19 protein-coding genes are annotated in these 18,658 nt (G+C 69.2%); 5 read left to right on the top strand and 14 right to left on the bottom strand.

Annotation, left to right across the window (positions count from 1 at the left end):
- Positions 1-3: 3 nt before the first annotated feature.
- From hemQ to CQ042_RS15915, 6 genes are all read right to left on the bottom strand, one after another.
- Entirely contained in the window at positions 4-684 is a 681-nt protein-coding gene (gene hemQ / locus CQ042_RS15940) for a hydrogen peroxide-dependent heme synthase (RefSeq protein ID WP_105671434.1), read from the bottom strand.
- A gap of 145 nt (positions 685-829) precedes the next feature.
- A complete protein-coding gene (locus CQ042_RS15935; RefSeq protein ID WP_105671433.1) occupies positions 830-1,102 on the bottom strand; it encodes a hypothetical protein in 273 nt (90 codons plus the stop codon).
- The gene (locus tag CQ042_RS15930) at positions 1,089-1,496 is read right to left on the bottom strand and encodes a phage holin family protein (protein ID WP_105671432.1); all 408 of its coding nucleotides are present in this window, start codon (positions 1,494-1,496) and stop codon (positions 1,089-1,091) included. Before CQ042_RS15930 ends, CQ042_RS15935 begins: the two co-directional genes overlap by 14 nt.
- A 1-nt stretch (position 1,497) precedes the next feature.
- Positions 1,498-1,977: a hypothetical protein gene (locus CQ042_RS15925; RefSeq protein ID WP_105671431.1), complete on the bottom strand. Its 480-nt coding sequence runs from the start codon at positions 1,975-1,977 to the stop codon at positions 1,498-1,500.
- A gap of 165 nt (positions 1,978-2,142) precedes the next feature.
- A complete protein-coding gene (locus CQ042_RS15920) occupies positions 2,143-3,825 on the bottom strand; it encodes an NAD(P)/FAD-dependent oxidoreductase (protein WP_105671430.1) in 1,683 nt (560 codons plus the stop codon).
- A gap of 53 nt (positions 3,826-3,878) precedes the next feature.
- Positions 3,879-4,211 (bottom strand): metalloregulator ArsR/SmtB family transcription factor, encoded by a 333-nt coding sequence (locus CQ042_RS15915; protein WP_105671429.1) that lies wholly within the window; start codon positions 4,209-4,211, stop codon positions 3,879-3,881.
- A 67-nt stretch (positions 4,212-4,278) separates the two neighbouring features.
- On the opposite strand from CQ042_RS15915, the gene CQ042_RS15910 reads away from it, so the two are divergent.
- Positions 4,279-5,181, top strand: coding sequence for an NAD(P)H-binding protein (locus tag CQ042_RS15910; RefSeq protein ID WP_105671428.1), 903 nt, complete (start codon positions 4,279-4,281; stop codon positions 5,179-5,181).
- Positions 5,182-5,184: 3 nt separating this feature from the next.
- On the opposite strand, the gene hemE is transcribed toward CQ042_RS15910, so the two are convergent.
- Positions 5,185-6,207 (bottom strand): uroporphyrinogen decarboxylase, encoded by a 1,023-nt coding sequence (hemE, locus tag CQ042_RS15905; RefSeq protein ID WP_105671427.1) that lies wholly within the window; start codon positions 6,205-6,207, stop codon positions 5,185-5,187.
- 87 nt (positions 6,208-6,294) lie between these two features.
- Between hemE and CQ042_RS15900 the strand changes: the two genes are divergently transcribed.
- Positions 6,295-7,605 carry a glutamyl-tRNA reductase gene (locus CQ042_RS15900; protein ID WP_105671462.1) on the top strand — a complete coding sequence of 437 codons (1,311 nt, stop codon included), beginning with the start codon at positions 6,295-6,297 and terminating at the stop codon, positions 7,603-7,605.
- A 43-nt stretch (positions 7,606-7,648) separates the two neighbouring features.
- Here the strand turns inward: CQ042_RS15900 and CQ042_RS15895 are convergent, their stop codons facing one another.
- Together CQ042_RS15895 and CQ042_RS15890 are read right to left on the bottom strand one after the other, a co-directional pair.
- Complete coding sequence (locus tag CQ042_RS15895; RefSeq protein WP_105671426.1) at positions 7,649-8,899, bottom strand: type II toxin-antitoxin system HipA family toxin; 1,251 nt, start codon at positions 8,897-8,899, stop codon at positions 7,649-7,651.
- Entirely contained in the window at positions 8,896-9,180 is a 285-nt protein-coding gene (locus CQ042_RS15890) for a helix-turn-helix transcriptional regulator (RefSeq protein ID WP_308736985.1), read from the bottom strand. The genes CQ042_RS15895 and CQ042_RS15890 overlap by 4 nt, the downstream gene beginning before the upstream one ends.
- Before the next feature lie 126 nt (positions 9,181-9,306).
- On the opposite strand from CQ042_RS15890, the gene CQ042_RS15885 reads away from it, so the two are divergent.
- A complete protein-coding gene (locus CQ042_RS15885; RefSeq protein WP_105671425.1) occupies positions 9,307-9,879 on the top strand; it encodes an HhH-GPD-type base excision DNA repair protein in 573 nt (190 codons plus the stop codon).
- A complete protein-coding gene (locus CQ042_RS15880; protein ID WP_105671424.1) occupies positions 9,876-10,301 on the top strand; it encodes a DUF1801 domain-containing protein in 426 nt (141 codons plus the stop codon). The genes CQ042_RS15885 and CQ042_RS15880 overlap by 4 nt, the downstream gene beginning before the upstream one ends.
- Positions 10,302-10,331: 30 nt before the next feature.
- Here CQ042_RS15880 and CQ042_RS15875 read toward each other — a convergent pair whose 3' ends face one another.
- Together CQ042_RS15875 and CQ042_RS15870 are read right to left on the bottom strand one after the other, a co-directional pair.
- Positions 10,332-10,814 carry a hypothetical protein gene (locus CQ042_RS15875; protein WP_105671423.1) on the bottom strand — a complete coding sequence of 161 codons (483 nt, stop codon included), beginning with the start codon at positions 10,812-10,814 and terminating at the stop codon, positions 10,332-10,334.
- 69 nt (positions 10,815-10,883) lie between these two features.
- Complete coding sequence (locus CQ042_RS15870; RefSeq protein WP_105671422.1) at positions 10,884-12,041, bottom strand: epoxide hydrolase family protein; 1,158 nt, start codon at positions 12,039-12,041, stop codon at positions 10,884-10,886.
- A gap of 68 nt (positions 12,042-12,109) precedes the next feature.
- Here CQ042_RS15870 and CQ042_RS15865 point away from each other — a divergent pair, with 68 nt between their 5' ends.
- Entirely contained in the window at positions 12,110-13,066 is a 957-nt protein-coding gene (locus tag CQ042_RS15865; protein WP_105671421.1) for a YafY family protein, read from the top strand.
- Between the two features lie 42 nt (positions 13,067-13,108).
- On the opposite strand, the gene CQ042_RS15860 is transcribed toward CQ042_RS15865, so the two are convergent.
- From CQ042_RS15860 to CQ042_RS15850, 3 genes are all read right to left on the bottom strand, one after another.
- Complete coding sequence (locus CQ042_RS15860; RefSeq protein ID WP_105671420.1) at positions 13,109-15,865, bottom strand: DUF11 domain-containing protein; 2,757 nt, start codon at positions 15,863-15,865, stop codon at positions 13,109-13,111.
- A gap of 162 nt (positions 15,866-16,027) precedes the next feature.
- Entirely contained in the window at positions 16,028-17,710 is a 1,683-nt protein-coding gene (locus CQ042_RS15855; RefSeq protein WP_105671419.1) for an ATP-binding cassette domain-containing protein, read from the bottom strand.
- A gap of 228 nt (positions 17,711-17,938) precedes the next feature.
- Positions 17,939-18,658 (bottom strand): hypothetical protein, encoded by a 720-nt coding sequence (locus tag CQ042_RS15850; RefSeq protein ID WP_105671418.1) that lies wholly within the window; start codon positions 18,656-18,658, stop codon positions 17,939-17,941.

The raw sequence follows: 18,658 nt of genomic DNA, 5'->3' as shown, positions 1-18,658 counted from the left end.
CGCTTACTGGAGGACGTCCGCGATCTCGTCGAACCGGAGCCTGCGCCCGGTGTAGAAGGGCACCTCCTCCTTCACGTACAGGCGGGCATCGGTGTAGCGGAGGTCGCGCATCAGATCGACGAGGTCGGTGAGCTCATCGGCCTCGAGCGGAAGCAGCCACTCGTAGTCGCCGAGAGCGAACGAGGCGACGGTGTTGGCGAGCACGCCCGTGAAGGCAGCGCCCTTGCGTCCGTGATCGGCGAGCATCTTGCGACGCTCCTCCTCCGGGGCGAGATACCACTCCGGCGTGCGCACGAACGGGTACAGGCACAGCCAGTCCTTGGGCTCGACGCCGCGGAGGAAGCCCGGCACGTGCGCACGGTTGAACTCGGCATCGCGATGCACACCCATCACGTTCCACACCGGGAGGAGGGGGCGCAGCAGCTCGGTGCGACGAAGACGACGCAGCGCCTTCTGCAGCTCCTCGGCGGTCTCGCCGTGCAGCCAGACCATGAGGTCGGCTTCGGCCTTGAGGCCGGAGACGTCGTAGAAGCCGCGGACGGTGACGCCGGAGTCCTCGATGTAGGAGACGATCGTCTCGAGCTCGGTCGAGTCGTTCTCCGTCACGGGAACGTCGGGGTTTCGTCGCCAGACAGCCCAGAGGGTGAAGCCGGACGGGTTCTCATCGCGCTCTTCGGACATCATGACCCCAGTCTGCCTCGTTTGCGGAGGAGCCGCTAATCACCGACAGGGGCGGGCCAGGGGCATCCTGGAATGCTGCACCCCGGCTCCGGATCGCGGCGCCAGATCCCACTCAGCGCGAGATCCCGGCTCGACGTCAGATCTCAGCTCAGCGCGAGATCGCGCGCGCGATCGCCCAGACCGCGCCTCCCACGACCGCGGCGACGCCGACGGCAGCAGCGATCGCGCCGAGCGGATTGCGATCGGCGAACACCCGCGCCTTCGCCGCCGCACGCGTCGACGCCTTCTCGAGGCGACGAGGGACGTTCCCCTTGACCTCGATCGCCGCGAGGGCGGCCTTGAGCTCCGCGCGGGCCGAGGCGACGGGATCGACGATCCCTCCGGGGACGGCGGTGCGCGGCATCGACTCAGAGTTCGTCATCGCCGGCCTCCTTCACGAGTCGGATGTCCTCGGCGACGGCCTGCGCCGGGTTCTGGCGCGCGAGCACCTTGCGGAACTTCAGGATGCCGAGCAGTGCGAACAGCAGGACGGCCAGGATCAGGATGCCGAACACCGCGATCGCCGAGAGCCACACGGGCCACCACGAGGAGAGGCCGGCGATCGCGAAGACGAGGATCACGGGCACGGCCCAGAACAGGAAGAACAGCGCGACGAGGAACCACACGGAACCGATGCCGGCATCCTTCGAGGTGCGCGAGATCCACGCCTTCGCGGCGTCGATCTCGGCCTTGACCAGATTCGTGACGAGTTCCGGCAGATCCCCGAGGAGGGTCAGCAGGCTGTCGTCGGCACGATCTCGGTATCCGCGGGGCATGTCAGGCGCCGGACTTCTTGGGGGCGGACTTGGTGGCGGGCTTCTTGGCGGCCGGCTTCGACGTGGTCGACTTCGACGCGGTCGCCTTCGACGCCGAGGACTTCGACGCAGCCGACTTCGACGCGGAGGAGGACGACGACGCGGTCGCCTTCGCGGCCTCGACGGCCTCTTCGGTCGCCTCGGCGAGGTCTTCTGCCGCCTCACGGCCGGTGGCGATGGCGGAGTCGAGTCGCTGACCGGGAGTGCCGGAGCCGCTGACCGACTTCGCGACCTTCACGACACCGGTCCAGAGCGCTCCTGGCACGGCCGCGGCTTTATCGCCGACGAAGCCCTTGACCTTGGAGACCTGCTCCTGCACGGGATCGAGGTGCCACACCTTCAGCCACTGCGTCTTGATCTGCTCGTAGCGCTCACGCCCGGCACGGGTGCCGAGGACGTAGCCCACGCCGAGCCCGACGACGAGTCCGATCTTCCCCTTCATGGGGTCTCCTCACCTTGTTCCGGTTGTCCGGCCAGATTCGCCCGGTTGGGACCGACCACAGGCATCTGCTCCCCGCGACCAGGTACCCAGCGTAACCCCGTATGCCGATTTCGGCATCTATGGGTCAGAGGGTTGACACGGAGCGACCTCTCACTCCCACATCTCTCAGTCCCACAACAGCGCGCGCCGCAGACGATCGGCCTCGTCACGCGCATCCGGGATCACCTGCGCGAGCCCGGTGCCCGCGAGCCAGGCGCCGACCGCGGCCACCCCCGGCACCGCCTGGATCGCCGCACGCGCCGCGGTGCGGCGCTCTCCGGAGCCGATGACCGATGCCGGCTGCGACTGGACGAAGCGACCGCGATGCGAGGCGAGGACCGACTCGGGGGCGAGGGCGACGCCGAGCAGGGTCGAGGCCTCGACCCGCGCGAGATCGGCGGCCGCGTCGTCGCTCAGGTCCGCCGTGGCCGCCGGCTCTCCCTGGGCGCCGAACGACACCCGGACGATCTGCTTCTGCCCCGCGGCATCGCGCACCCAGGTCCACTTCGCCGTCGAGTGCGTGAGCGCCTTGGCCGTGTGGCTGCCCGGAACCGTGAGCACACCGGTGCCGCGCGGTGCCGCAGCCAGTTCGGGAGCGTCGAGGAGGAGCGTGACGATCTCGATCTCGGGCGATGCCGCGGCCTCCGTCTTCGCGAGCGCCGGGACGGCCGCCGCAAGGAGCATCCGCGCCGCGGACTCGGGGGTCGCGACGATGACGGCGTCGGCGGTGATCTCCTCCGTGATCGGCGGCGCGGTGTCGACCTCGGCTGCGTGCAGCTCGGCGACGAGCGCCTCAGCGGAGACATCGGCGGAGAAATCTGCAGGGACGTCGGCGGCGACATCAGCAGGGACGTCGACGGCGACATCGGCAGGGACGTCGGCGGCGACATCAGCAGGGACGTCGACGGCGACATCAGCAGGGACGTCGACCACCGCCTCGACGGACCAGTGCGCCCCCGTCTTGCGCACGGTGCGCACCTGCACGCCCGTGCGCACCTCGGCACCGAGGCGCACCAGGTCGGCGGCGAGCGCATCGACGAGTGTGCTCATGCCTCCGGAGAGCCCCTCGACGGCCGCACCGGGCGTCTTCGCCGCCGCGCGCGCTTCCGAGGCTTTCGCCGCCGCGTCATCGCGGAGGGTCTGCACCGCACCGGAGAGGGAGCCGACACGGGTGAGGGCGGCGTTGAGCCCGGGGGCGGCGACGTCGATGTCGACGTCGTCGGGGGATGCCGAGTACACGCCTGTCGTCACGGGCGCGACGAGGCGGTCGCGCACCTTCGCGCCCATCCGCGAGGCGACGAGCTTGCCGAGGCTGAGCTGGTGTCCGATCGTGAGCGGCGGACGCACGCGATCGAGGTAGGCACGCCAGACACCCGACCAGCCGATGATGCGACGGACGTCGTCCTGGAACGGATTGGCGGGGATCCCGAGGATGCCACCCGCCGGCAGAGGCGCGGCACCGACGCCCGGGATGCCGGCGAGCCAGGCACCACTGCCCTGCGGGACCACGATGCGATCGGCCAGATCGAGCTCTTCGACGAGCGCGCGCACGAGGCCGCCCCTGGTCGCATAGCTCTCGGCCCCGGCATCCACCACGACGCCGCCGAGCTCGACACGGCGGATCGCGCCGCCCAGGTCGTCCGTCGCCTCGAGGAGGGTGACGCGCATGCCGACCTTCGCGCACTCCCGTGCCGCGACGAGTCCGCCGATCCCGCCGCCGACGACGACGACGTGCTTTTCCGCCGCGCGGGCGGCGAGGTCGGATGGCTCGGCGACAGAGGGCTCGGCGGAAGACGGCTCAGTGGTCATGCCCTCAATTCTCGCACCGGGCCGGTTCCGGCCTCGACGGCGCGAGGGGGCGATCAGGCCTCGACGGGCTCGGCGGTGCCGCGTCCGCGCTTGCGGACCTCGCGCAGCACGATCTGCTCGGGACACACCGTCGAGAGGAAGTCCCCGACCGAGAGCGCGAGCCTTTCGCCGACGAGGGAGTAGAGGATGCGGTTGGCGTCGCGACGCTCGCTGATGAGGCCTGCCTGGCGGAGCACGCTCAGGTGGCGGGAGATGGTCGGGCCGCTCGCGGAGAACCGCGAGGCGATCTCCCCGGCCGCGAGCTCGCCGTCTTTGAGGTCCTGGAGAATCTGGCGTCGCGTCGGATGCGCGAGCGCTGCGAAGATGTCGGTCGCGCTGTCTGCCATGGTTGCAATATAGCACTTTCGCTAGATAGTCTTTAGCCGCGTAGCTAATGAGCGAAGGAGATGCACCATGAGGGTTGCGATCACGGGCGGCACGGGATTCGTCGGAAGGAATCTCGCAGAGCGTCTCGACGACACGGTCGTGATCTCCCGGCGCAGCGGCGTCGAGATCACAGACGTCGACGCATTGACCGCAGCCTTCGAGGGCTGCGACGCCGTCGCCCACTGCGCGGGCATCAACCGGGAGCTCGGCGAGCAGACCTTCCGCCGGGTGCACGTGGACGGCACGAAGGCTGTGGTGGAGGCCGCCCGCCGCGCAGGGGTGCAGCGCATCGTGTTGGTCAGCTTCCTCCGGGCGCGCCCCGACTGCGGGTCCGGCTATCACGAGTCGAAGTGGGAGGCGGAGGAGATCGTCCGCGCCTCCGGTATCGCGCACACGATCCTCAAGTCGGGCATGATCTACGGTCCCGGCGACCACATGGTCGACCACGTGACCAAGGCGGTCCGGACCCTGCCGCTGTTCTGGACCGTCGGCTACCGCGAGCGCACGGCTCGACCGGTGCCGGTGGATGACGCCGTCGACGTGCTCCTCGCGGCGCTCGAGGGGCGGATCGCGGAGCCGACGATCGCGGTCCTGGGAGCCGACGAGGTCACGCTCGGCGAGGCCATCCGTCGCATCGCGCGCGTCGCCGGACGTCGCCCCGCATTCCTCCCCGTGCCGACGTGGATGGTCCGGGTGCTCGCCCAGCTGACCGAGTGGACGATGGTGGTCCCGCTCGTCGCGAAGGCCCAGGCGCGGATGCTCGCCGAGGGCGTGAGCGAGGCGGTGCCGTTCGCACCAGAGGCTCCCCTCGGCATCCGCCCCTCGCGCCCGTTCGACGACCAGAGCATCCGCGATGCGCTCCCGGTCGGCCGCTTCACCCTCGACGACCTGCGGGTCACGCGTCGCCTGCGGCGGACGCGGGGCGCCTGAGCGTCAGACCGTGTGCGCCAGTTCGACGATGCGGGTGAGCTGGTCGGGATCGGTCTCCGGCGGAACGCCGTGGCCGAGATTCAGGATGTGGGCACGCGCCGCACGGCCGCGCTCGAGCACGTCGCGCACGTGCGCCTCCAGCACCGGCCACGGGGCGGAGAGCAGCGCCGGGTCGATGTTGCCCTGCACCGTGACATCGGGTCCGAGGATCGCGGCGGCTTCGTCGAGCGGCTGCCGCCAATCGACACCCACCCCGTCGGCCACACCGTCGAGGCGCATGTCGGCGAGGAAGGGTCCGGTCCCGACGCCGAAGTGGATGGTCGGGAGTCCGATTCCCGCAAGCGCCGCGTGCGAGTGCGGGGCGACGAATGTGCGGTAGTCGGCGGTGCTGAGAGACCCGGCCCAGCTGTCGAAGAGCTGCACGACGGATGCTCCGGCGTCGCGCTGCGTCTCCAGGAATCGGCGCGAGACTTGGGCGAGCCAGCCCGCGAGACGGTTCCACGACTCGGGGTCGGCGTGCATCATTCCCCTGGCGCGCAGGTGCTCCTTGGAGGGGCCGCCCTCGACGAGATAGGCCGCGAGCGTGAAGGGCGCGCCGGCGAAACCGATCAGCGGGGTGTCGCCGAGCTCCGCCGTGACGAGCCGAACGGCCTCGGCGATGGCCGTGCCGTCCAGGCCGTCCGGGTCGATCGCGGTGATGCGGTCGACGTCGGCCGCCGTGCGCACCGGGTTCGCGAAGACCGGGCCGCGACCGGGCTCGATCTCGACCTCGACGCCGGCCAGGCGCAACGGGATGACGATGTCGCTGAAGAAGACGGCCGCGTCGACCCCGTGGCGGCGCACCGGCTGCAGGGTGATCTCGGCGGCGAGGTCGGGGGTGAGGCAGGCGTCGAGCATCCGCGTCCCGACACGCAGATCGCGGTACTCGGGCAAGGACCGCCCGGCCTGCCGCATGAACCACACCGGAGCGTGGGCGGGACGGTCGCCGGCGAGGGCGCGCAGGAGCGGGGCGTCGGAGAGGGCCATGCCCCCATCCTCCCATCCGACCCTTATGGAGCCGCCGAGTTCGACCGCGCGAACCTCCGCCCGCAGCCGCTCCGGTACAATCGATCTGTGCTGCTGTGTGTGACGGCGAGTCACAAGACCGCCTCCTTCGAATTGCTCGAACGCCTGAGCCGCACCCCCGACGACGTCGCACCCACCATCGTGGGCCTGACGCCGTGCGTGCAGGGTGCGGTCGTCTTGGCGACGTGCAACCGTTTCGAGGCGTACGTGGAGATGGACGAACCGGTCACCGCCGCCGGCGCCATCGGCGTCGAAGCCGTGATCGAGGCGGTCGAGTCCGCGACCGGCATCCCCGCCGCCGACCTCGACGGTGCCTACACCGTGCACTCCGGGCGCCGCGTGGCCGAGCACCTCTTCTCCGTCGCCTCCGGCCTCGAATCCGTCGTCTCCGGTGAGGGCGAGATCGCCGGTCAGGTGCGCCGCGCTCTCACGTCCGCCCGCAAGGACGGCACCACCTCACCCGAGCTCGAGCGTCTCTTCCAGCGCGCCAGCCAGGCGCAGCGCAAGGTCAAGAACGTCACCGCCCTCGGTCGTGCCGGTCGCTCGCTCGTGCGTCTCGCGCTCGAGCTGGCCGACAGCCGCATCGCCGACTGGTCCGCCGAGCGCGTGCTGCTGGTGGGCACCGGCGCCTATGCCGCCGTCACCCTCGCCACGCTCCGCGAACGCGGCGCCGTGAACATCTCGGTGTATTCGCCCTCCGGCCGCGCCGAGGTCTTCGCCGCGAAGCACGGCATCCGTCCGATCACCGCCGACGAGTACGCCCGCACCGCCGCACGGTCGAGCCTGCTCATCACCTGCACGACGGCCACGGAGCCCGTGCTCGGCCCCGAGCACCTGCAGCTGCCGACCGGCCCCGCAGCCGCCGGCTGCCCCGTCGGTGCGCACAGCCAGCTCGTTGTCGACCTGGGCATGCCGCGCAACGTCGACCCCGCGGTCGCCGCGCTCGAGGGCGTGGCCCTGCTCGACCTCGAGACCATCCGCCTGCACGCCCCGCTCGAAGAGCTGCAGGCGACGGATGCCGCGCGCTCCGTCGTCCGCGAAGCTGCGGAGACCTTCCACGTGGTCGGCGCACGCCAGAGCGTCACCCCGTCGGTCGTGGCCTTCCGCTCGCACATCTTCGAGCTGCTGGAGCGCGAGATCGACCGTGCCCGCGCGCGGGGCGATGAGGACGGCAAGGTCGAACAGGCTCTGCGTCACCTCTCCGGCGTGCTGCTGCACACCCCGACCGTGCGGGCGCACGAGCTCGCCGCTGCCGGCCGTGCCGACGAGTTCACCGCCGCACTCGCCGCCCTGTACGGCATCGCGCCCGAGGCCGACGCCGACGGAGAAGAAGCCGGCAGAGCCCCGTCCATCGCGTAGCTGCCGAACGGAATCCCCGCTCGATCGCCGATCGGATCCTGCGCTACAGGCCGAATCGGCTACGCAGATGCGCGACGCGGTCGTCGATGACCGCCCCCATCGCCCGCTGCTCCGAGTCAGGAACGTCGTATCGGATCGCGACTCCTCTCCACTCCCCCACGGCCTCGACCACGCGTTGCACGCGCGCCTGCGCCTCTTCATCCTTGATACCCATGACTGCGGCGAGCTCGTGCAGACCCGCGGCCTCGTCGCTCGCACTCGTCGCTCCGGCGATGGAGGTGGCGCGTTCCTCAGCGAGATCGGGGTTCGGGTTGACGTCGAAGACGGGGCTCAGCCGCCACCCTCCCGGGACTTCGAGGAAGCCGTGGTTGCGAAGATGATCGTCTGTGTTGTGCAGTGCGATGCTCAGCACGACCCGGTCGAAGAGCTCCCTCCGATCGGAGCGAAGAGCTGCGGAGAAGTCTGCGAGATGCTCCGCGATGTCGATGTAGTCGCGGGAGACGCCATCCGTCTCCTCGAGCATCGTCATCGCGCTCGTGTACCCGATGCGCTCAGCGCCGGGCACGGTCCCCGAGCGATCGAACCGCGCGAGCAGCAGCACGTGGCGATCGCCCACCTTGACCAGCTGGCGACGCGGCACATCGATCCCCGCCACCTCGGCGAGGTCGAGCGACACGCATTCCCATGCCATGACATCTCTCTCATCCGATTGGTGGGGGAACTTCGCGATTCCCAGCGCACCATCAGCGAGTTGCACGGTGGCCTTGGGTCGTGCGCCACCGAGGGAAGCCGTACCAGCGGCGAGGAGCCTCTTGTAGGCGGCGACCTCTTCGCCATCGGCGGCGACCTCGTCGCTGGCGCGCAGGAGTGCGGGGAGGGCGACCAGTCGAGGCACATCGGTGTGTGGAGAGAGCATCACATCACTGCCGGGAAGGGAGTACCGCAGCCCACCCTGGCGGGTCTCATCGTTGACCCCCAGGAGGAAGTCGACGTCGTCGAAAGAGCGCACCGTTCGCCTCTCCTCGGTCGCGAGCTGCCGCTCCCTCCGGACGAGGAGGTTCCGCCCCCACCGATCCGGCGCACTATCACCGAATGCGCCGGGAAGGCGAGGGAGGTACTGGTTCCCGGAGAAGAGCGGCAGAGCCGGGTCGATCGGCAGGTTGCCCGCAGCGGCGAGGTAGGCCGTGTCATAGGTGAATGTGGTCGTGACGGTCCGGCGTTCCCGGGTGAAGTGCGCGGTGCCGGCCACGATCGTTTCGCCTCGACGACTCACGCGCACGACGACGTCGGTCATCGCACACGCTTTCGATGGATGAGATCGGCGCGTGCGCGCCCGAGGTCGGTGCGCAACGGGTCGACGCTCTCCACCAGAGAATCGAGGACACCCAACGCCCTGGCCACTTGCAGCACCGCTTCGAGACGAACACCCCCGTCGCCCCGCTCGAGATTGCGCAGGGTCGTGAGCGAGATCTCCGCCCGTTCGCAGACCTGCTGAGCAGTCAATCCCTGGACCATGCGCCAAGCCCGCAGGTGCTCACCGAACGTGCCCCTCTGCCGCGTGATGTTATACGCCACAATACCCCTCTCACTACTGCCAGTAGAGTAGCATTTACTTTGCTTAAATGGCCGAGAACTAGCATTAGCGCGAGATGAACCGTTTGATGACCTGTTGCTCTGCCTCCCCAGTGGCACACTGGAGGCATGGCCCTTCACATCACCGGAGACACCGCCGCCGACGAGCTGCTGACCGACAACCCGCTGGCCCTGCTGGTGGGGATGCTCCTCGACCAGCAGGTTCCGATGGAGACCGCGTTCGCCGGTCCTCTCAAGATCGAGCAGCGCACCGGAGCGACGGATGCCACGGCGATCGCTGGCATGGACCCTGACGAGTTCCTCGAGGCCTTCAAACAGACTCCGGCCGTGCACCGGTTCCCCGGGTCCATGGCGACGCGCGTGCAGACGCTGTGTCAGACCCTCGTCGACGACTGGGGCGGCGACGCCGCGGCCCTGTGGACCCAGGGCGCCCCCTCGGGGCCCGAGGTGCTGAAGCGGCTGAAGGCCCTCCCCGGGTTCGGCGAGCAGAAGGCGAAGATCTTCCTCGCGCTCCTCGGCAAGCAGTACGGCTTCACGGGAGAGGGCTGGCGCGAAGCATCCGCTCCGTACGGTGACGACGGCTCGTATCGCAGCGTCGCCGACATCGTCTCGCCCGATTCGCTCACGAAGGTGCGCGAGCACAAGAAGGCCATGAAGGCCGCGGCGAAGGCCCCGAAGTGAAGCCGACAGGGGACGACGTCGCGGGGCTCATCGCCCGCTCCTCCCCCGCCATCCGGCGCCGGGATGCCGAGACCCTGACCGCGCTCATGCAGGAGATCACCGGACGCGAGCCGCAGACGTGGGGCACGATCATCGGGTTCGGCTCGTGCCACTACCGCTACCCCACCGGCACCGAGGGCGACAGCGGGCTGCTCGGCTTCGCACCGCGCAAGGCCGCGACCACGATCTATCTGTTCGACGGCGTCGCCGAGCACACCGAGGCCCTGGCGAAGCTCGGCCCGCACACCACCGGCGTCGGCTGCCTCTACATCAAGGACCTCGATCAGATCGACCTCGACGTGCTGCGCGGCATCCTCGAGCGCTCGCTGGCCTGGGTCGAGGCGGGCGGCACCCCCGAGGTGCAGCTCACCGTCACGGGCTGACGCGCGACTCCCGTCTCCGCGAGCACACGCTCAGCGCAAGACCTCGACGAGCGCGACCCACGACACCACCACGGCCGAGACGATCGCGAGCAGGCAGCCCGCCGCCGCGAGGTAGAGCCCGGCCGGATGCCCGATCCCCACCAGCACACCCGCGGCGAGGTAGGCGAAGATCGGCAGGAAGCCGACCAGGTACTTGAGCGGTCGGGCACGGTCCTCGGGGCTCGGGTCGGTCGCGATGAGTCGCGTCGCATGCACCTGGAACACCGCGGCCAGCAACGTCGCGGCGACGGCCGCAGCGCCGAACCAGGGGCCGTCGATGCCGGGGATCAGTCCCAGCGCCGACACCGCGAGGGCCAGGAGCAGTGCGGCGATCCCGGCGAGGAGCCGCGCGGTCAGAGTGCGCGATTTGACGATCTCGGCGATGTTCACGCTCGCGGCGACGATCACGAGTCCGGCGAGCGCGGCCGTCGCTCCCGCCATCGCGACGTTGAACTCGCTCCACGACTCGAACATGCCGTCATGCTAGACCCACCCGCGCGACGGTCGCACGGGTGGGTCTGGATGAAGAACCAGGGCGAGGTGTCAAGACTGGGTGGCGAAGAACGCGCGGATGTCGTCGGCGAGCAGGTCGGGCCGCTCCAGAGCGGCGAAGTGCCCGCCCTCGTCGAAGCGGCTCCAGTGCACGATGTTCGAGTTGTCGCGCTCGGCGAAGACCCGGATCGTCTGGAAGTCGTCGGCGAAGACCGCGACCCCGGTCCGCGCGGCGTTGACCGGCGGCGCGGCATTCTCCGCCCCTTCGGCGGCGGCATCGGCCCTGGCGTTCTCCAGATAGCTGCGGCTCATTCCCGACGCCGCGTTCGCGAACCAGTTCACGCTGACCTCGAGCAGGATCTTCTCCAGTGGCACCAGAGAGGTGCCGTTGCCGAACGAGTTGAACAGCTCGCTGTAGGCGAGCAGCCCGACCGGGGAGTCGCTGATCCCGACGGACACGGTCTGCGGGCGCGAGGCGTTCATCGTGTTGTACCCGCCGACCGACTGGAACCACTGCATGTGCTCGAGGCCGGCGTAGTCCGCGGGTTCGAGCTTCTCGAACTCGGCGGGGTCGCCGGAGGGGAACGAGAACAGCTGCAGCACGTGGAGCCCGAGGAAGCCCTCCGGGTTCCGCAGTCCGAGCTCGCGGGCGACCATGGCACCGTTGTCCGAGCCGTGGATGCCGTAGCTGTCGTAGCCGAGGCCGCGCATGAGGCGGTCGTACGCCTCCGCGACCCGAGCGGTCGTCCACCCGGCCGAAGCCAGGGGTTGCGAGAAGCCGTAGCCCGGCGCATCCGGGATCACGACGTCGAACGCGTCTTCGGCACGGCCGCCGTGGGCCACCGGGTCGACGAGCCGGTCGATCACATCGAGGTAGTCGACGGAGGAGCCGGGATAGGTGTGGGCGAGCAGCAGCGGCGTCGCGCCCTCGTGAGCGGAGCGCACGTGGATGAAGTGGATCGTCTGGCCGTCGACCTCGGTGGTGAAGTGCGGGACGGCGTTGATCCGCTCCTGGGCGGCTGCCCAGTCGAAGTCGCGCCAGGCGGCGACTGCCTCGCGCAGGTAGGAGTTGGGGGTGCCGGCATCCCAGTCATCCGTCGGCGACGGCTGCGGAAGGCGGGTGCGGGCGAGGCGATCCTGGAGATCGGCGACCTCGGCGGCGGAGACCGAGACGGCGAAGGGGCTGAAGGTGAGCGTCGTGTTTTCCATATCTCGAAGGTATGAGGGCATTAGGTTGGATTCGTTCCTAATGGATGCATGACTTTCGAGGAGTTCCGATGGCCGATCCGACCGCTCGACTGCTCGCGCTGCTGGCCCTGCTGCAGACCGGTCCCGAGCGCTCCGGAACAGAGCTCGCCTCGAGGCTCGGCGTCTCATCCCGCACCGTGCGGCACGACGTCGAGCGACTGCGCGACCTCGGCTACCCGGTCGACGCCACGAGAGGCTCGGTCGGTGGATATCGTCTCGGCGCCGGTGGCAGGCTCCCGCCACTGCTGCTCGACGATGAGGAAGCCGTGGCGGTCACGGTCGGGCTCCGCGCCGCGGCCGGCATCGCCGGGATCGCGGAGTCGGGGGCCAGAGCACTGGCCAAGCTCGAACAGGTGCTGCCGTCGCACTTGCGCCCCACGGTCGACGCGCTCCGATCGAGCGTCGACCGGGCGCCGGAGAACAACGACACCGACGCCCCCGATCCCGAGGTCGACGCCGCATCGCTGCAGGCCATCGCGGGGGCGATCCGCAACGAGGAGTGGCTGCGCTTCGACTACGAGGGCGCGCCCGTGCTGGTCGAGCCGTACCGACTGCTCACCTGGGTGCGGCGCTGGTACCTCGTGGCGCGCGACCCGCAGACCGCGGAGTGGGGCACGTACCGGGTCGACTGGATGGAGCTGCGGATGCCGACGCATCGCCGCTTCGACCCGCAGCCGCTCCCGGGCGGCGACTACACGGCCTTCGCGATGAGGACCATCGCGGTGAGCGGCTGGATCGTGCACGCCCGGCTGCGCATCGATGCGCCTGCTGCGGCCGTGCTCGACCGGATCCACGCTGCGGTCGGGGTGGTCGAGCCGGTCGACGACCAGCACTGCATCCTGGTCACGGGCGCGGACAGCCTCGACACCGTCGCCGCGTACATCGGGATGCTGATGATGGACTTCACGGTCGAGAGCCCGCCCGAGCTGATCCCCCGCCTGCAGCTGCTCTCCGAGAGGTATGCGCGCGCGGTGGCGGGATCATGACAGACATGTTCCCGCCACGCGCATACGTGGAGCCAGACGACCTCAGTCCAGGCGGATGAACCGTCGGCGCTGCGCAGCAAGCATCATCCCTGCACCCACCATCAGCGCCAGAGCTCCGAACCCGGCGGCCGTCCACGCGATCGTCCCACCGGTGGCCGCAAGTCCCGGCGGAGGCGGGACGAAGTGCTGTGTGAAGCAGGCCGCGGAAGGATCGCAGGCACCGAGAGGATCGGTCGTGGTCACGACGTTCCGGAGCGCACGGTCGCCACCTTCCTTCACAGTGACGGAGTAGGTGATGGAGACCACCTGACCTCTGGCGAGGTCACCGCTCCAGACAAGAGAGTTCCCCGAGCGCGCGACCGTGCCGGAACTCGCGACCGCCGTGTCGTTCCATGTCGCATCGTCGAGCACACCGGAGAGGTCATCCGTGACGTCGGCCCCAGTGACCGGGCCGACACCGGTCTGGGTGACGGTGACGGTGTAGGTGATCCTCTGGCCGGTGCGGACGGTCTCCCCCGAGACCGGATCCGCGACCTTGGCGAACACGAACCCGCCGATCGTGTGCGTCGTGACGCAGGAGTCTTCGCACTTGTCGCTGGTGACGGCGTTGTCGAGGACCCCGTCGCCCTCTCCGGTCACCGTCACCGAGTAAGTGATCGTGACGACTTCGCCGACAGCCAGGTTCCCGGACCAGCTCAACGCCTCGGTCTCGGGGTCGAAGGAAAGCAGTCCGGAAGATGCCGTGGCATCGCCGTTGAACGTCGCATCGTCGAGGACTCGGGAGAGGTCATCGGAGAGGGCGCCCGTGACGGCCGCGCTCCCGAGTTGTCCGACCGTGATCGTGTAGGCGATGCGATCGCCGACCGCGACACTCGTCCCCGAAACCGGATCAGAGGACTTCGAGACCGAGTAGTCGCCGACGGGGTTCTCCGTCGTGCAGGATTCCGTGCACCCGGGGCTGGTCACGACGTTCGCCAGGGTGGAGTTGCCGTCGTTCGTCACCGTCACCGAGTAGGTGATCGTGATCGTGTCCCCACTGACCAGATCGCCGAGCCAGGTCAACTCGCCGCTGGCCGCGTCGAAGTCGACCGTTCCTCCCGAAGCCGTGGCGTCGCCGTTGAAGGTGGCATCATCCAGCACATCGGACAGATCGTCCAGGAAGTTCGCACCGGGGACGTCGGCGGTTCCGACGTGCTCGACGGTGACGGTGTAGGTGATCTCGTCGCCGATCGCGACGACGGAACCCGAAGACGGGTCGGATGTCTTCGTCACCGTGTAGTCGCCGACAGGGGTCGTCGTCGACGACGGAGGCGTCGTCACCGGCGGCTGAGTGGGCGGAGTACCTGTCGCGGTGGCGGTGTTGAGAACTTGACCGTTGTCCACGTCCGCCTGGGTGATCGTGTAGCGCGCGTCCGCCTCACACGTGACGCGCCCATCGGGCGTGAGCGAGTCGGGATCGCAGGTGACTCCGATACCCGCGGCGCCGAGGACGTCGTCGGCGACCGTGAGGTCGCTGAGATCGGTGTTGCCCGTGTTGTGGAGATCGAACGCCCAGAGAATCTGGTCGCCCAGGTCGTTGTAGCCGTTCCCATTCACGTCGAGCACGTCGACGACCCGCTTGACGAGCGTGAGCGCCGGAAGAAGTGCGAGGTTCACGAAATCGCAGCGAACGTCTGCAGCGTTCGAACCCGTAGGGAGCGTGACGTCGGCGACCCGCCCGGTTCCGGAGGACAACACGGCGCCGTCGGTGTTGTTCGTGCATGTCCACGACGTCTCGTAGTTCGCGAAGTCCGTCGTTCCGACTGCCCCCTCGGTCAGAGTGAACGTCGCACTGTCGAGTCCGAGCACCGGCCCGGCGGTCTCCCCCGGCAGGTCCTGCCGACCGGGCTCCGTCCCCTCGGTGATCCCGATGTACTCTCTCGGCAGAATCGGCGAGGTGACGTCGAGCCGGAACTGATCCGTCGGCAGATACCGCCCGTTCGGGAGGACCTTCTGCGCGTACACCAGATTGGGGTACGCACAGCTCGCGACGTCCACGAAGCCGATGCCGGTGTTCGACTGCGAGAGAGTGGCACCGTTCTCCGGGCGGACTCGGGTGATCGTGGAGCCGGCACCGATCGCGATAGAGCCGTCAGACACGACGGCGACCGAGTGGTACTGCCCCAGGTTGGGAGGGGTCGTGGTGATGACCTCGGCAGACAGGGCCGCCGTGCCGGCGACCGCAGGGATGGGACCGGGCACGCGCGCGAAGACGCCCGCTGCGGTCGCATCGGCATTGGAGACGGCGTACAGGTTCCCGACGGAGTCGAATGCCATGTCACCGTTGGCGGAGAGACCGGAGATGGTCGCGACCTGACCGATGAGGGTGTTGGTGCTGGTATCGAACGCGTACAGGGTCCAGATGACACCCGAGGTCGCGAAGTAATAGATCCCCGTGTCCGGGTTGATCGCGCCCGCCACGACGCCGGAGGTGTTCGGCAACCCCGGGTAGGCGTCCGTGGCTTCCGTGGTCGAATCGAACCTCAGCACCTGACCCGCGGTGCGGTCATACCCCCAGATGTAGCGCCCTCCGCCCTCGTCCAATGCGAGCGCATTGACCGTGTCACCGGCCGGAACCGTGAACTGACCGTTGGCGGTGGCAGCGCCGGTCGTCGGATCCACTCGGGAGATCGCACCGTCCGCCGTGACGACATACGTGGAACTCGTGCACTCGAATGCGGGAACCGCGGCCTGCGCCGGAGCGGCGGTCACGAAGGATGCGCCCACTCCGAGAACGCCGCCGAGGAGGGCAGCCGCCACACTCAGCGCCAGCCCCGCCCTCCAGCGACGCCCCCGGGACTCCGTGCCTGCGTTCCGTCGTTTGAACGTCATCGTCTTCCGATCTGGTCGCTGTCCCCGTGCGTAGGCGACAGCATACATAGCGTTCTCCGATTCGCGTCCTCGTACCCGATTCGCGTCCTCTTACCCGGCTGCCGGCTCCCCCCGGTCGAGGTGGAGGGTCTGTGCGCCGCGTCTGCGCGCCGCGTCGATCCAGTGCCGATCATGGGTGACGGTGACGACCGCGCCGGGGTGTGCTTCGATCGCCGCCTCCAGCTGCTCGATGAGTTCGGGCGCCAGATGGTTCGTGGGTTCGTCGAGGAGCAGCACGTCCCCCGGGTCTGCGAGCACGACGGCGAGGTCGAGACGGCGGCGCTGCCCCACCGAGAGCGCACGCACCTCTCGTGCGAGGTCGTCCTCGGCGAAGAGGCCGAAGCGCAGCAGGATCTCGGCGGCATCGTAGGGGTGCACCCCCGCCGAGTGTGCGAACGTCTCGGCGAGAGTACCCGGAACAGGAGGCGAGACCTCCTGCCGCAGCCACGAGACCCGCAGGCCGTCGCGCCAGAGCACCGCACCGGCATCGGGTCGACGTTCCTTCGCGAGGAGCCGCAGCAGCGTCGTCTTGCCCGCACCGTTGGCTCCGGTCACCAGCAGCCGCGTCCCCGGCGACAACGGCGGCACGACGATCTGCGTCGACGGGTCGTCGATGCGGATGCCTTCCAGCACGATCAACGGCCCCTCCACGTCGACGGCGTCTCCGTGCAGGTCGACCACGAGGCTCAGCGGCTCGGGTGCCGGCGGGCACGGGTCGGCATGGAGGCGCGCGAGCCGTTCCTTCGCCATCCGGATACGCCCCACGGCCCCGTGATCGCGACTGCGTGCACGGAAGGCACCGTGGCCGAACCCGTCGAGTTCGAGCTTGCGCGGGATCGCGTCGAGGCGGAACGCGTTGGCCGCGAGCAGGTTCTCCTGGCGCGCGATCTCGATCTTCCAGGCTTCGTGGCGTTCCGTCATCCGCTGACGTTCGACCGCACGCGCAACCAGGTACCCGTGATATCCGTCGCCGTAACGTCTCAGCGCGCCGCTCTCCACATGCACGATGTCGCGCGCGAACCGCTCGAGGAAGGCGCGGTCGTGCGTCACCACGACGAGAGCTCCGCGATGAGCCTGGATCCGCCCCTCCAACCAGGCGAGGGCACCCTCGTCGAGATCATTCGTCGGCTCGTCGAGCAGCAGCAGCTCAGCCTTCGAAGAGAGGGCAGCGGCGAGCGCGACGCGAGCGCGCTCGCCTCCGGACAGGGTGATGAACGGACGCTCACGGTCCAGCCCGCCGAGGCCGAGTCGTCCGAGGGCCGCGTCCACGCGTCGGTCGACGTCGTAGCCCTCGCGCGCTTCGAACTGCTCGAGCAGCGCGGTGAGGTGGTCGAGGATCACGGGTCGCTGGATCTCGTCCCCCTCGGCGAGCCCCTCGTAGGCGTCTTGGATCGCCCGTTCGAGCGTCCTCAGCTCGGCGAGGAACACGTCGAGGGCCTCCGACACGGTCGCGTCATCGGCCACTCGCGGGGCCTGCGCGGCGTGCGCGACCCCACCGGGGATCGAGACTCGGACGTTGCCGGCCGTCGGGGTGAGCAGTCCGGCGAGCAGGTCGAGCAGGGTGGACTTGCCGGCACCGTTGTCGCCGATGATCGCGAGTCGATCCCGGGAGCCGATGACGAGGTCGACGCGGTCGAGAACGACTCGATCGGCGAAGCGCACAGTGGCGGCGCGGAGTTCGCAGACCCGATAGGCCAGCGGTGGATGGGCGGGGACAGGGAGTACGGGGAACATGAGGTCTCCTCTCCGCGACGCGGTTGCGCAGCGGGGGACGGTGCATCCTCGGATGCGTGTCTGAAACGGACCTCGAGCACGACGGTCAGACGCCGTGCTCGCTCAGGACCCGCCGCGGAGAAGACTCGACGCGGCGTCCCGATCTATCGGATCAGAGTACCCACGGGCGGCGACGTTACCAGCCACCCTCCCCGAATGCAAGAGCCCCCTCCGGCCTGTACGCGGCCCTCAGGAGCGGATTCGCCGCGAGATCGCGGGGACCGCGAACACCAGCACGATCGCCAGGATGATGCCCCGGACGATCCAGAGACCCGGTGGCCAGACCACGTCGTAGCCGCCGGGGACACCGAGGAAGGCTGCGATGATCGCGCCCCACGATGCCCGGCCGCTGCTGTCGGTGTCGATCGACAGGCCTCCGACGACGCACAGCACCCCCAGAGCGAGCAGCACCAGCGACGGGATGATCGCGGTCGGCTTCGCCTCGCCGCGGAGGATCCTGCCGGTCACCTCGACCAGCATGACCGCGGGGAAGACGAAGAAGAACCAGACGAGCGCGCCGAGCAGTATCGCCAGGCAGATGAAGATCGGCACCCAGATCAGCATCCACGGGCCGTCATCCCCGATGAAGTAGTCGGGGTCACGCAGGATCGCCACGATGAAGGCGGCGAGCGTCCCGAGCGGGAGCACGACGAGTACCCACCAGAACACGGCACCGCCCACCCGCTCCTTGCCCCGCACGCGCGTCATCACGATCTGGATGATGACGGCGGCGGCGAGCGCAGGCACGCCGAACATCGCGATGAGCGGGGCGATGCCGTCGTTCTCGCGGAGATCGAGCATCGTCAGGATCATCCAGACGATCGCGAGCGCTCCGATGACGATCGCGGCGACCGGCCGCACCGGGGAGCCCGGCCGGTCCCGCGTGCCGTCTCCCCCCGGCGATGACAT

This window comes from Microbacterium sp. MYb62 (assembly GCF_002979475.1).
Taxonomy (GTDB): domain Bacteria; phylum Actinomycetota; class Actinomycetes; order Actinomycetales; family Microbacteriaceae; genus Microbacterium.
The sequence above is the reverse complement of the archived record's forward strand: the minus strand, read 5'-3'. Positions and strand labels throughout refer to the sequence as shown.

Bases quoted from the DNA above. Each gene is read 5' to 3' on its own strand.
- hemQ (WP_105671434.1), bottom strand. From the start codon at position 684: ATGATGTCCGAAGAGCGCGATGAGAACCCGTCCGGCTTCACCCTCTGG.
- CQ042_RS15935 (WP_105671433.1), bottom strand. From the start codon at position 1,102: ATGACGAACTCTGAGTCGATGCCGCGCACCGCCGTCCCCGGAGGGATC.
- CQ042_RS15930 (WP_105671432.1), bottom strand. From the start codon at position 1,496: ATGCCCCGCGGATACCGAGATCGTGCCGACGACAGCCTGCTGACCCTC.
- CQ042_RS15925 (WP_105671431.1), bottom strand. From the start codon at position 1,977: ATGAAGGGGAAGATCGGACTCGTCGTCGGGCTCGGCGTGGGCTACGTC.
- CQ042_RS15920 (WP_105671430.1), bottom strand. From the start codon at position 3,825: ATGACCACTGAGCCGTCTTCCGCCGAGCCCTCTGTCGCCGAGCCATCC.
- CQ042_RS15915 (WP_105671429.1), bottom strand. From the start codon at position 4,211: ATGGCAGACAGCGCGACCGACATCTTCGCAGCGCTCGCGCATCCGACG.
- CQ042_RS15910 (WP_105671428.1), top strand. From the start codon at position 4,279: ATGAGGGTTGCGATCACGGGCGGCACGGGATTCGTCGGAAGGAATCTC.
- hemE (WP_105671427.1), bottom strand. From the start codon at position 6,207: ATGGCCCTCTCCGACGCCCCGCTCCTGCGCGCCCTCGCCGGCGACCGT.
- CQ042_RS15895 (WP_105671426.1), bottom strand. From the start codon at position 8,899: ATGACCGACGTCGTCGTGCGCGTGAGTCGTCGAGGCGAAACGATCGTG.
- CQ042_RS15885 (WP_105671425.1), top strand. From the start codon at position 9,307: ATGGCCCTTCACATCACCGGAGACACCGCCGCCGACGAGCTGCTGACC.
- CQ042_RS15875 (WP_105671423.1), bottom strand. From the start codon at position 10,814: ATGTTCGAGTCGTGGAGCGAGTTCAACGTCGCGATGGCGGGAGCGACG.
- CQ042_RS15870 (WP_105671422.1), bottom strand. From the start codon at position 12,041: ATGGAAAACACGACGCTCACCTTCAGCCCCTTCGCCGTCTCGGTCTCC.
- CQ042_RS15865 (WP_105671421.1), top strand. From the start codon at position 12,110: ATGGCCGATCCGACCGCTCGACTGCTCGCGCTGCTGGCCCTGCTGCAG.
- CQ042_RS15855 (WP_105671419.1), bottom strand. From the start codon at position 17,710: ATGTTCCCCGTACTCCCTGTCCCCGCCCATCCACCGCTGGCCTATCGG.
- CQ042_RS15850 (WP_105671418.1), bottom strand. From the start codon at position 18,658: ATGTCATCGCCGGGGGGAGACGGCACGCGGGACCGGCCGGGCTCCCCG.